We start from the raw sequence: 12,049 nt of genomic DNA, 5'->3' as shown, positions 1-12,049 counted from the left end.
CAAACCCACCGTGGCACCGACCGCAGGAGGATGATCTGCAGCACGTGAGCCGGAAGATCCTGGTGATGACCCACACGGGGCGTCCCGAGGCCAAGGACGCCGCCCGCCAGTCCTGCGCGCAGCTCCACGCCGCGGGCCTGGTCCCGGTGCTTTCGCGCCCGGACCTGGAATCCCTGTGCGCGGACGGCGCGGACCTGTCCCCGGTGGAGATCCTCGAGGAGGACGTCGCCCTGCGGGAGATCGAGATCGTCATGGTGCTCGGCGGCGACGGCTCCATCCTGCGCGCCGCGGAGCTCGTGCGCGGCGTCGACACCCCGCTGCTCGGGGTGAACCTCGGGCACGTGGGCTTCCTCGCGGAGTCGGAGCGCTCGGGCCTGAGCGAGACCGTCGAGGCGATCGTGGACGGGCGCTACACCGTGGAGCGGCGCATGGCCCTGGACGTGACCGTCTGGGAGCACCGGCGCAAGGTGCTGCACACGTGGGCGCTGAACGAGGCGTCCGTGGAGAAGGGCGACCGCGAGAAGATGATCGAGGTGGTCACCGAGGTGGACCGCCGCCCCCTGTCCACGTTCGGCTGCGACGGCGTGGTCATGGCCACGCCCACGGGCTCCACCGCCTACGCGTTCTCCGCGGGCGGGCCCGTGGTCTGGCCGGAGGTCGAGGCCCTGCTCATGGTGCCGCTGTCCGCCCACGCACTGTTCTCCCGTCCCCTGGTGATCTCCCCGCGGTCCATGATTGCCGTGGAAGTGCTCACCCGCACGGACGCCCGGGGCGTGCTGTGGTGCGACGGTCGCCGCACCGCGGATCTCCCGCCGGGTTCCCGCATCGAGGTGCGCCGCTCGGAGAAGTCCGTCAACCTCGCGCGCATGCACGCCACCCCGTTCTCCGAACGACTCGTCAGGAAGTTCGAGCTTCCCATCGCGGGCTGGCGGGGGCCCATGCCCAGCGAGCAGGTGGAGGCCATGACCACCGCGCTGCCGCTCGTGCAGCCCACCACCAAGGTGGTGGCGCAGGACCTCTCGCAGCCCAAGCTCACCGTGGGCCGCGAGATCCCCCACCACGTGCAGCCCGGACGGTGCACGTGCCCGGAGCACCCCGAGGCCACGGACGGAGGCGGCGGAGCATGATCGAGGAGATCCACATCCACGACCTCGGTGTCATCACCGACGCCGTGCTGCCCCTGGGCCCGGGACTCTCGATCCTCTCGGGCGAGACCGGTGCCGGCAAGACCATGGTGGTCACCGCGCTGGGGATGCTGCTGGGCAACCGCGCGGACGCCGGTGCCGTACGCTCCGGCAGCGCCAAGGCGCTGGCCGAGGCCACGGTGCGCGTGCCCTCCCACCATGCCGCGGTCGAACTCGTCACGGACGCCGGCGGCACCGTGGACCGGGAGGACGTCGCGGGCGGGGAAGAGGCCCTCGTGCTGATCTCGCGCACGGTCTCCGCCGAGGGCCGCAGCCGTGCCCACGTGGGAGGTCGCGGCGCGCCCGTGGGCACGCTCGGTGCCGTGGGGGAGACCCTCGTGGCCGTCCACGGCCAGTCGGACCAGCTGCGGCTCAAGTCCCCGGCGGCCCAGCGCAGGGCGCTCGACGACTACGCCGGGGACCCCGTGCGGGCCGAGCTGCGCGTCTACCGCGAGAAGCTCGCCCGCTACCGCGGCGTCGTCGCCACCCTGCGCGCCGCCAGGGAGAACTCCCGCGAGCGTGCCCTGCAGGCCCAGAGCCTCACCACCGCGCTCGCCGAGATCGACGCCGTGGAGCCCGTCCCCGGTGAGGACGTCCAGCTGGACGCCGAGAGCGAGAAGCTCACCAACCTCGAGTCCCTGCGCACCGCGGCCACCACGGCCCACGCCGCCCTGAGCGGCTCGGACACGGACGACGCCCCGGACCTCAACGCCGTGGCGCTGCTGTCCCAGGCGCAGCAGGCGCTGGAGATGGAGGCGGACGCGGATCCGGACCTCGAGGCGCTCGCCGCGCGGGTGCGGGAGCTCACGGTGGTCGCGGCCGACGTCGCCGCGGACCTCTCCGGCTACGCGAGCGGTCTCGACGAGGACGGCCCCGCGCGACTCGCGGAGGTGGAGGCGCGCCGCAGCGCACTGCGGGCGCTCACCAAGAAGTACGGCGCCACGATCGACGAGGTGCTCACCTGGGCGGACCAGGCCCGGGCGCAGCTCGACGAGCTCGTGGTGGATCCCCAGCGCGAGGAGAAGCTGCGGGCCGAGGGGGAGGCGCTGCGGGCCTCGCTCGAGGAGCACGCCGCCACCCTGCTGCAGCTGCGACGGGCGGCCGCGCAGAAGCTGGCCGCTGCCGTGAGTACGGAGCTGACCGCCCTGGCCATGCCCAACGCCACCCTGGTGGTGGCCGTGGAGCCCTCGGAGCGGTTCACCGACGACGGCCGGGACACCATCGAGTTCATGCTCGCCCCGCACGCCAAGGCCACCCCCCGCCCTCTGGGTAAGGGGGCCTCCGGCGGTGAGCTCTCGCGCATCATGCTGGCGCTGGAGGTGGTGCTCTCCGAGGTGGACCCCGTGCCCACGTTCGTCTTCGACGAGGTGGACTCCGGCGTGGGCGGCAAGGCCGCGGTCGAGATCGGCCGGCGGCTGAAGATGCTCGCGAAGAACGTCCAGGTGCTCGTGGTGACCCACCTGCCGCAGGTGGCGGCCTTCGCGGACCAGCACATCCTGGTGACCAAGTCCTCGGACGCGAGCGTCTCGGACGTGAAGGTGCTCACGGACGAGGAGCGCGTGGTGGAGCTGGCGCGCATGCTGGCCGGTCACGAGGACTCCCAAGCCGCCCGCGAGCACGCCCGCGAACTGCTGCGGGACGCCACCGCGTGACCCCAGACCCCCGTACCCCGCTCATGACACGAATGGTAGGCTCGAATCCCGTGGTTGATGCTCAGGACGCCGCCCGCGAGGCAGGCACAGAAAAGAACAACGGCAAGGTGACCCGGCAGATCTTCGTCACGGGAGGTGTCGCCTCGTCCCTCGGCAAGGGGCTCACGGCCTCCTCTCTCGGCATGCTGCTGCGTGCGCGCGGACTGTCCGTGACCATGCAGAAGCTGGACCCGTACCTCAACGTGGATCCCGGCACCATGAACCCCTTCCAGCACGGTGAGGTCTTCGTGACGGACGACGGTGCCGAGACGGACCTGGACATCGGGCACTACGAGCGCTTCCTGGACGAGAACCTGGACGCCTCCGCCAACGTGACCACCGGGCAGGTGTACTCCACGGTGATCGCCAAGGAGCGCCGCGGCGAGTACCTGGGCGACACCGTGCAGGTGATCCCCCACATCACGGACGAGCTCAAGCGCCGCATGCGCCGCCGCGCCGAGGACGAGAACGCCCCGGACATCATCATCACCGAGATCGGCGGCACGGTGGGCGACATCGAGTCCCAGCCGTTCATCGAGGCCGCCCGCCAGGTGCGCCAGGACGTGGGGCGGCGCAACGTGTTCTACCTGCACGTGTCCCTGATCCCGTTCATCGGCCCGTCCGGCGAGCTCAAGACCAAGCCCACCCAGCACTCTGTGGCCACCCTGCGCGGGCTCGGCATCCAGCCGGACGCCCTCGTGCTGCGATGCGACCGGGACGTCCCGGACGCCATGCTGCGCAAGATCGGCAGCGCGTGCGACGTGGACCTGGACGCCGTGATCTCGTGCGCGGACGCACCGAGCATCTACGACATCCCCAACACCCTGCACACCCAGGGCCTGGACACGTACATTCTGGACTACCTGGGTCTGGACTACCAGGACGCGGACCTGCGGCAGTGGGCCCGGCTGCTGACCGCGGTGCACGAGCCCGAGCACCAGGTCACCGTGGCGCTCGTGGGCAAGTACATCGACCTGCCGGACGCGTACCTCTCGGTCTCCGAGGCCCTGCGCGCGGGCGGGTTCGCGAACAACGCCAAGGTCAACCTCAAGTGGGTGGCCTCCGACCTCTGTGACACCCCCGAGGGCGCCCAGCGTGAGCTCGGCGACGTGGACGCGGTCTGCGTTCCCGGCGGCTTCGGCATCCGCGGACTGGAGGGCAAACTGGGGGCACTGACGTGGGCCCGCACGCACAAGGTCCCCACCCTGGGGCTCTGCCTCGGCCTGCAGTGCATGGTCATCGAGTACGCCCGCAACGAGGTGGGTCTGCCCAACGCGTCCTCCACCGAGTTCGACCCGGAGACCGACACCCCGGTGATCGCCACCATGGAGGAGCAGAAGCAGTTCGTCGAGGGTGCGGGGGACCTGGGCGGCACCATGCGCCTGGGCCTGTACCCGGCGTCCCTCGCGGAGGGCTCCGTGGTGGCCGAGACCTACGGCGCCACCGAGGTCTCCGAGCGCCACCGCCACCGCTACGAGGTCAACAACGCCTACCGTGACGCCCTGGCCGAGGCCGGGCTGCGGATCTCGGGCACCTCCCCGGAGGGCACCCTCGTGGAGTTCGTGGAGCTGCCCCGCGAGGAGCACCCCTACTACGTGGCCACGCAGGCCCACCCCGAGCTGGCCTCGCGGCCCACACGGCCGCACCCGCTCTTCGACGGTCTCGTCAAGGCCGCTCTCGAGCGCCGGGGCGTCCAGGCCAAGGCCTGAGCCGTGGAGTACACGAGCATCACCGCCGAGCAGCTGACGGATCGCCCAGATCCGCACACCGTCACGGATTCGCGGACCGTCTACGACGGCGCCATCTGGGACGTGTGCAGTGAGTCCTTCCGCATGGCGGGCCAGGAGGAACCGCTGACCCGGGAGTTCATCACGCACCCGGGGGCGGTGTCCATGGTCGTGCTGGACGAGAAGGAACGGATCCTGCTCATCAACCAGTACCGCCACCCCGTGCGCAAGCGGATGTGGGAGATCCCAGCGGGGCTGCTCGATGTGTCCGGGGAACCCGCGCTGCAGGCGGCCCAGCGCGAGCTGGGCGAGGAAGCGGATCTCACGGCCCGGACGTGGCACACGCTCGTGGACTTCGACAACTCGCCAGGCTCCTCGGCGGAGGCCAACCGGATCTTCTTGGCCCGTGACCTGAGCGAGGTCCCCGAGTCCGAGCGGTTCGAACGCGAGGGCGAGGAGGCGGAGATCGTGGCTGGTTTCGCGGACCTCGACGACGCCGTGGCCGCGGTCATGGCCGGGCGGATCACGTCCCCTACGGCCACGCTCGGCATCCTCGCCACGCACATCGCGCGGTCCCGGGACTGGGCCACGCTGCGCGCACCGGACGCCGAATGGACCTCGCGGCCGCGGCACGAGGGGTGAACGACTCCCTCGAGTCGCACGGTCCCATCACCGAACCACTGCCGATCGTGGACGGGGGACCGAGGGCGGGTGCGGCGCCGTCGGCCTCGACGACCGAGGCGGAGGCCGCACCGGAACTGCGGCGGGCCGTGGCGCGATACCTGGACCACCTCGTGGTCGAGCGCGGACTCGCCGCGAACACCGTGAGCGCGTACCGCCGGGACCTCGCGCGCTACCTGCAGCACCTCACGGCGACCGCCGCGCACGTGCGCGTGCCCAGGGACATCACGGCCGATCACGTGCGGGCGTTCGTGCGGCGCATCCGCGAGGGCGACGCCGCCCACCCGGCCCTGTCCGCGCGCAGCAGTGCGCGGGTGCTCGCGGCGGTGCGGGGGGCCCACGCGTTCTGGGTCACGGAGTCGAGCGTGGACACGGACGTCGCGTCCCGCGTGAGCCCGCCCATGCCGCCGCAGCGGCTGCCCAAGGCCATCGGCGTCACGGAGGTCGAGAACCTCCTGGCCGCCCCGGACCCGGACACACCCGCGGGACTGCGGGCCCGGGCGTTCCTCGAACTGCTGTATGCCACGGGTGCGCGTATCTCCGAGGCCGTCGCGCTGGACGTGGACGACCTCGCCGGTCTGCACGATGAGGACCTCGCCCTGATCCGTGTGACGGGCAAGGGCGCCAAGCAACGGCTCGTGCCCGTGGGATCGTTCGCCGTGGCGGCCCTGGACCGCTACCTTATCCGGGCCCGCCCCGAGTTGGCGCGGCACGGTCGGGGGAGCCCGGCGGTGTTCCTCAATGCTCGCGGCACGCGGATCTCGCGGCAGACGGCGTGGAACATGGTCAAGGACGCCGCGCGCACGATCCACCAGGAGGAGCGGATCACGCCGCACACTCTGCGCCACTCGTTCGCCACGCACCTGCTCGAGGGCGGCGCGGACCTGCGGGTCGTGCAGGAACTGCTGGGTCACGCCTCCCTGGCCACGACCCAGATCTACACGCGCGTGTCCGTGGAGTCCCTGCGCGAGGTCTACGCGACGTCCCACCCGCGAGCGCGCTGAGCCGGCAGCGTCGGGGCCGCACGCTGAGCCGACCACCTCGGGAGCCGCAGCACACGGAGTGGGTGACGTTCCGCCCGCACACCGAGCCGGCGACGTCGCCCGCTGCACCGCCCGGAGCCCGGGACCTCCCGTGCGTGGGCGCCGGGCCCGCGAGGGGTGGGGAGCGGCGTCGTCGGCTGTTCGCCCATAGGCCTACCGCGCGTCACGCGCAGCACCTATCGTGGCCTCATGCGAACCGTCATGCGTCGCCCGGCCCTGCTCACCGCCCTGTTGGCCGCGCTGCTGCTCGTGGGCGGCATGGTACCGGCCCACGCCGGGGCGGGGATCGACAACGAGTACCGCGCCCTGCCGAATCCCGGCGCATGGTTGGGCAAGCCCACGTCCGCCGAACGTTGTGGCCTGCGGGACCGCGGCTGCTATCGGCAGTACCAGAAGGGCACGATCCACTGGACGTCCACGACCGGTGCGCGGGCCCAGCGCGGCGGGATCCTGGCGAAGTGGCGCGCGGAGGGCTCCGAGCACGGGGCCCTGGGGTACCCCGTGACGCGTGAGACCTGCACGGGTGGCACGTGCGAGGTCCGCTATCAGCGAGGCCGCATCACCTGGACCGCCCAGGGAGGAGCGCGGGTGTACCGGGGTATCGACGATGCCCGCAGCGTGTCCGTGGTCGTGAACAAGAAACGCCCGCTGTCCCCGCTCACCTACGCCCCGGCTCCGTTACGTTCGGTGGGCGGGGGAGTCCTGCTACGGGACGACGCCGCAGCGGCCTACCAGCGCATGAGCCGTGCCGCGGCCACACAGGGGGTCACGCTGGTCCCGGTGAGCGGGTACCGCGACCACGGCACCCAAGCGCGCCTCTACCGCGAGTACACGGCCCTGTACGGACAGGCCACCGCCGACACCATTTCCGCGCGGGCCGGTCACTCCGAACATCAGACCGGCCTCGCGATCGACGTGGGCGCCCCCGGGGCCACCTGCGGTCTGCTCCCGTGCTTCGGCAACACCCCACAGGGGAAGTGGATCGCCGCGAACGGGCACACCTACGGGTTCGTGGTGCGCTACCCCAACGGGCACACCGCAACCACCGGGTACGCCTACGAACCGTGGCACCTGCGCTACGTGGGCACCGCCACGGCCACGAGTTTGAAGAACAGCGGGTCCGCGACGGTGGAGTCCTACATGGGTCTGCCGCGGGCCCCAAAGTACTGACGACGGCCCGCCACCTCTCACGTGTGAAGGGGCGGCGGGCCGTCGTGGTGTCCCAAGCTCAGGACAGGTGACGCTCGTCCGGACCGCTGTAGTCCGAGAGCGGGCGGATCAGCGAGTTGTTTGCGCGCTGCTCCATGATGTGCGCGGTCCAGCCGGTGATGCGGGCGCACACGAAGATGGGCGTGAACGTGGGGATGTCGAAACCCATGAGCCAGTACGTGGGCCCGGCGGGGTAGTCCAGGTTGGGCTTGATGGACTTGGCCTCGTCCATGGACTTGGCCAGCCCGTTGTACAGCCCCAGGATCTCCTGGCGGTCGTAGTGGTCCAGCATGCGGAACAGCGCCTCCTGCATGGTGGGCACTCGGGAGTCGCCGTGCTTGTACACGCGGTGGCCGAAGCCCATGACCTTCTTCTTCTCCGCGAGCGCCCGGTCCATCCACTCCTTGGCGCGCTTCTCGGCCTCCTCGGCGGTCTCCTCCTTGCGGATCCCGAGCTCCTCGAAGGTGTGCATCACGGCCTCGTTGGCGCCGCCGTGCAGCGGACCCTTGAGGGCGCCGATGGCACCGGTGACCGCGGAGTGCAGGTCCGAGAGGGTGGAGGTGATCACGCGGGCCGTGAACGTGGAGGCGTTGAAGGAGTGCTCCGCGTACAGGATGATCGACACGCGGAACGCGTCGACCACCTCGGGGGCGGCCTCCTCGCCGAACGCCATCCACAGGAAGTTCTGGGCGTAGTCGAGGTCCTCGCGGGGCTCTACGAGCTCCTGGCCGTGGCGGCGGCGCTGGTCGTAGCAGACCACGGCCGGCATCACGGCGAAGAGCTCCTGGGCCTTGCGCAGCTCGGCCTCGGGGGAGTTGTCCTCCGCGAGGGGGTGCTGCGCGCCGATCACGGACGCCGCGGTGCGGCACACGTCCATGGGGTGGCACGTGGTGGGCAGCTCGTCGATCACGCGCTTGAGCTCGGGCGTCAGCGCCCGGTTCTCGCGCTCGAGGGTGCGGAAGGCCTCGAGCTCCTCCTCGGAGGGCAGCTCACCCGTCCACAGCAGCAGCGCCACTTCCTCGGCGGAGCACTTCTCGGCGAGCTCCTGCACCGGGTAGCCCCGGTAGAGCAGGGAGTTGGTCTCGGCGTTGACCTTGGACACGGCGGTGGTGTCGGCCACCACTCCGGCGAGTCCCTTGCGGATTTCGGTGTCTGCCACGGTTGATCTCCTTCGACAGCTGTGGACTGGGAACGAACGGGTGTTCCCACCTCACCACATGCGGCGGGGTGGGAACAGTGGGTCAGCTGTTCGGGGTGCCCGGCACCTCGAAGTTGAAGACCCCGGAGTCGAACTGGTTGTAGGACGTGTAGTCCACCAGCTCGTAGAGTCGCTTGCGGGTGAGCATGTTCTCCACCTGGGTCTGCTGTGTGCCGTCCTCACGGATGGTGGTGAGCAGCCGCTCGATGGCGCCCATGGCCTGGCGCTCCAGGGACACGGGGTAGATGATCATGGACACCCCCGCGTCCTGCAGCTGCTGCCGGGTGAACAGCTCGGACTTCCCGAACTCGGTCATGTTGGCGAGGATCGGGACGTCCAGGGCCTCAGCCATGCGCTCGAACTCGGAGAGCTCCGCCATGGCCTCGGGGAAGATGACGTCCGCGCCGGCGTCCGCCAGGGCACGGGCGCGCTCCACGGCGGCGTCGAACCCGTCCACGCCGCGGATGTCGGTGCGGGCCATCACCACGAAGTTCGGGTCCCGCCGGGCCTCCACGGCGGCGCGGATGCGCTTGACGGCGGTGGCGGTGTCCACCACGTTCTTGCCGTCCAGGTGGCCGCAGCGCTTGGGGTTGAACTGGTCCTCGATGTGGCAACCGGCCAGCCCGGCGTCCTCGAGCTCCTGCACGGTGCGCGCCACGTTCATGGGCTCACCGAAGCCGGTGTCGGCGTCCACGAGGCACGGCAGGTCGGTGCTGCGGGCGATCTGCCCGGCGCGGGTGGCCACCTCGGTGAGCGTGGTCAGCCCGATGTCCGGCAGCCCGAGCTCGTTGGCCAGCACGCCGCCGGAGATGTAGACGCCCTCGAAGTCCTGCTCCTGGATGAGCTTGGTGGACAGCGGGGTGAACGCGCCCGGGAACTGGGCGATCTCCGGCGCGGCCAGCAGCTCGCGGAAGCGCTCGCGCTTCTGAGCGGGGGTCACGGTGGTGTACAGCATGATCAGAAGATTCCCTTCGGCGACTTCTCCAGGCCCACGGCCGCGGCGATGTTGAGCTGGCCGAGCTCCCCGGCCTTGAGCTCGGGCAGGCGCTGGACGGCGTCCAGGAAGCGCTCGATCTCCTCGGGAGCCACCAGGCCCTCGGCCAGGGTGCGGAACTTGGTGATGTACTGCTCGCGGGCGAACGGCCGGGCCCCGAGTGGGTGGGCGTCCGCGACGGCGATCTCGTCCGTGATCACGGTGCCGTCCTTCATGGTGATCACCACGGAGCCGCCGAACGCCTTTTCGGAGATGTCCAGGGAGTGGTAGCGGCGGGTCCACTCGGGATCCTCCTCCGTGGTGACCTTGTGCCACAGCTCCACGGTGTCCGGGCGGCCGGCGCGCTCCGGCGCGTAGGAGTCCACGTGGTGCCATGCGCCGTCCTGCAGGGCGACCGTGAAGATGTAGGGGATCGAGTGGTCCAGGGTCTCGCGCGAGGCGGTGGGATCGTACTTCTGGGGGTCGTTGGCCCCGGAGCCGATCACGTAGTGGGTGTGGTGGGAGGTCTTGATGAGCACCGACTCCACGTTGGCGGGGTCCGTGACCTCGGGGTGCTCGCGGTGCAGCTTGCGGGCGAGGTCGATCCACGCCTGCGCCTGGTACTCCGCGGAGTGCTCCTTGGTGTAGGTGTCCAGGATGGCGCGCTTGGCCTCGCCCGGGGCGGGCAGGGGCACCTCGTAGCTGGCCTTCGGACCGGACAGCAGCCACGCGATCACGCCGTCCTCGCCCTCGTAGATGGGGGTGGGGGAGGTCTGTCCGCGCATCGCACGGTCCACGGCCTCCACGGCCATCTTCCCGGCGAACGCGGGGGCGTGGGCCTTCCACGTGGAGATCTCGCCCTTGCGGGACTGGCGGGTCTGCGTGGTGGTGTGCAGCGCCTGGCCGATGGCCTGGAAGATCGTCTCGGTGTCCAGACCCAGCAGGGTCCCGATGCCCGCGGAGGCGGACGGACCGATGTGCGCGATGTGGTCGATCTTGTGCTCGTGGAGGCAGATGCCCTTCACGAGGTCCACCTGGACCTCGTAGCCGGTGGCGATGCCCCGAATCAGGTCCTCGCCGGTGCTGCCCACGTGCTGGGCCACGGCCAGGATCGGCGGGATGTTGTCACCGGGGTGGGAGTACTCGGCGGAGAGGAAGGTGTCGTGGTAGTCCAGCTCGCGCACGGCCACCCCGTTGGCCCACGCGGCCCACTCGGGGGACACGGCGGCGTCGTCCTCCGGGGCGCCGTAGAGCAGGGAGCCCTGGCCGGAGAAGCCGGCCCCGGGTGCCACCTTGTGGCACAGCGCCTGGGAGCGGGCGGAGACGATCGGCCCGCGGTTCAGGGACGCGATGGCGACGGAGGCGTTGTCGATGATCCGGTTGACCACCATGTCCACCACCTCGGGCTCCACGGCCACGGGATCGGTGGCCACGGAGGCGAGCTTGTGGGCGAGCTGCTCCTCACGGGGCAGCTCCTCCTTGGACGAGTACGTGCGCACGGTGTGTGTGACGGTCACGGGCGTTCCTTTCGCTGACGGGTCGTGGGATGGTGTGCGGGCCGCGCGGGGCGGCGGGTCAGGAGGCCACCGGCGGTGCCGGGGCGAGTGCGGGGGTGCGCAGGGCGTTGCCGAGCGCGTTCTTCAGGTGCACCCGAGTGGTGGCCACGGCCAGGGCGGGCTCGCCCTCGGCGATCGCGCGGGCGATCGCCTCGTGCTCCGCGGCGGCCACGGCCAGGCGCCGCGGGTTGGACGTGGAGAGCCTGCGCACGCGGGCGAGGTGCAGCCGCACGTTCGACAGCGCCTGCTGCAGGTAGGGGTTGCCCGCGGCGGCGTCGATCTCCGCGTCCATCCGGTCCACGAGGGCGTAGTACGCGGCGTGGTCGGGATCGTCGGAGAGCGTCTCCGCGGCGTGGGAGAGCTGCTCCGCGAGCTCGCGGAACGTCTGCGCGTCCCCGCGCACGGCCGCCAGCTCGGCGGCCCGGCAGTCCAGGGTGTCCCGCAGCTCGTACAGCGCGCGGACGTCCTCTGAGGAGATCGCGCTGACGACGACGCCGCGGCCGTTGTGCGGTTCGGTCAGCCCGTCCGCGGTGAGCCGGGACAGGGCCTCGCGCACCGGGGTGCGCGAGATTCCGAGCCGCTCGGAGAGGTCCACCTCCCCGAGCACCTGGCCGGGGACCAGACGCCAGGACACGATGTCCGCGCGCAGCTCGCGGTAGGCGCGCTCACCAGCTCGCATGGCTCCTCCTGACGTGTAGAACTCCTTCAGTGTATACACCCGGCAGGTTGAGGCCAACTGTTTTGGGCTGCATCCCGGAATCGGGATGCCTTGTGTATACAAAACCCT

10 protein-coding genes are annotated in these 12,049 nt (G+C 70.9%); 6 read left to right on the top strand and 4 right to left on the bottom strand.

Annotated features, from left to right (window positions below; genetic code table 11):
• Positions 1-44: 44 nt before the first annotated feature.
• The 6 genes from KRH_RS07555 to KRH_RS11780 all read left to right on the top strand — a co-directional run bounded on the left by KRH_RS07555 (position 45) and on the right by KRH_RS11780 (position 7,496).
• The gene (locus KRH_RS07555) at positions 45-1,127 is read left to right on the top strand and encodes an NAD kinase (protein ID WP_012398606.1); all 1,083 of its coding nucleotides are present in this window, start codon (positions 45-47) and stop codon (positions 1,125-1,127) included.
• A complete protein-coding gene (gene recN, locus KRH_RS07550) occupies positions 1,124-2,836 on the top strand; it encodes a DNA repair protein RecN (RefSeq protein ID WP_012398605.1) in 1,713 nt (570 codons plus the stop codon). The genes KRH_RS07555 and recN overlap by 4 nt, the downstream gene beginning before the upstream one ends.
• 32 nt (positions 2,837-2,868) lie before the next feature.
• Positions 2,869-4,584, top strand: a complete 1,716-nt coding sequence (locus KRH_RS07545) for a CTP synthase (protein ID WP_041297379.1) — start codon at positions 2,869-2,871, stop codon at positions 4,582-4,584.
• A gap of 3 nt (positions 4,585-4,587) precedes the next feature.
• Positions 4,588-5,244, top strand: coding sequence for an NUDIX domain-containing protein (locus tag KRH_RS07540; RefSeq protein WP_012398603.1), 657 nt, complete (start codon positions 4,588-4,590; stop codon positions 5,242-5,244).
• Positions 5,245-5,372: 128 nt separating this feature from the next.
• On the top strand, positions 5,373-6,287 hold the full coding sequence (locus KRH_RS07535) for a site-specific tyrosine recombinase XerD (RefSeq protein WP_012398602.1): 915 nt from the start codon (positions 5,373-5,375) through the stop codon (positions 6,285-6,287).
• 228 nt (positions 6,288-6,515) lie between these two features.
• Positions 6,516-7,496 carry a D-alanyl-D-alanine carboxypeptidase family protein gene (locus KRH_RS11780; protein ID WP_012398601.1) on the top strand — a complete coding sequence of 327 codons (981 nt, stop codon included), beginning with the start codon at positions 6,516-6,518 and terminating at the stop codon, positions 7,494-7,496.
• A 58-nt stretch (positions 7,497-7,554) separates the two neighbouring features.
• On the opposite strand, the gene KRH_RS07525 is transcribed toward KRH_RS11780, so the two are convergent.
• The 4 genes from KRH_RS07525 to KRH_RS07510 all read right to left on the bottom strand — a co-directional run bounded on the left by KRH_RS07525 (position 7,555) and on the right by KRH_RS07510 (position 11,941).
• Complete coding sequence (locus KRH_RS07525; RefSeq protein ID WP_012398600.1) at positions 7,555-8,694, bottom strand: bifunctional 2-methylcitrate synthase/citrate synthase; 1,140 nt, start codon at positions 8,692-8,694, stop codon at positions 7,555-7,557.
• An 82-nt stretch (positions 8,695-8,776) separates the two neighbouring features.
• Positions 8,777-9,688 carry a methylisocitrate lyase gene (gene prpB, locus KRH_RS07520; RefSeq protein ID WP_012398599.1) on the bottom strand — a complete coding sequence of 304 codons (912 nt, stop codon included), beginning with the start codon at positions 9,686-9,688 and terminating at the stop codon, positions 8,777-8,779.
• Positions 9,689-9,690: 2 nt separating this feature from the next.
• Entirely contained in the window at positions 9,691-11,223 is a 1,533-nt protein-coding gene (locus KRH_RS07515) for an MmgE/PrpD family protein (RefSeq protein WP_012398598.1), read from the bottom strand.
• Positions 11,224-11,281: 58 nt separating this feature from the next.
• Entirely contained in the window at positions 11,282-11,941 is a 660-nt protein-coding gene (locus tag KRH_RS07510; RefSeq protein ID WP_012398597.1) for a GntR family transcriptional regulator, read from the bottom strand.
• Positions 11,942-12,049 lie beyond the last annotated feature (108 nt).

The sequence above is a fragment of the Kocuria rhizophila DC2201 genome (assembly GCF_000010285.1).
GTDB lineage: Bacteria > Actinomycetota > Actinomycetes > Actinomycetales > Micrococcaceae > Kocuria > Kocuria rhizophila_A.
Note: the sequence above shows the minus strand (reverse complement) of the source record. Positions and strands in the feature narration are given on the sequence as shown.

What these genes read in the sequence shown, in the direction of transcription:
- KRH_RS11780 (WP_012398601.1), top strand. Translation starts at nt 6,516, where the DNA reads ATGCGAACCGTCATGCGTCGCCCGGCCCTGCTCACCGCCCTGTTGGCC.
- KRH_RS07545 (WP_041297379.1), top strand. Translation starts at nt 2,869, where the DNA reads ATGGTAGGCTCGAATCCCGTGGTTGATGCTCAGGACGCCGCCCGCGAG.
- prpB (WP_012398599.1), bottom strand. Translation starts at nt 9,688, where the DNA reads ATGCTGTACACCACCGTGACCCCCGCTCAGAAGCGCGAGCGCTTCCGC.
- KRH_RS07510 (WP_012398597.1), bottom strand. Translation starts at nt 11,941, where the DNA reads ATGCGAGCTGGTGAGCGCGCCTACCGCGAGCTGCGCGCGGACATCGTG.
- recN (WP_012398605.1), top strand. Translation starts at nt 1,124, where the DNA reads ATGATCGAGGAGATCCACATCCACGACCTCGGTGTCATCACCGACGCC.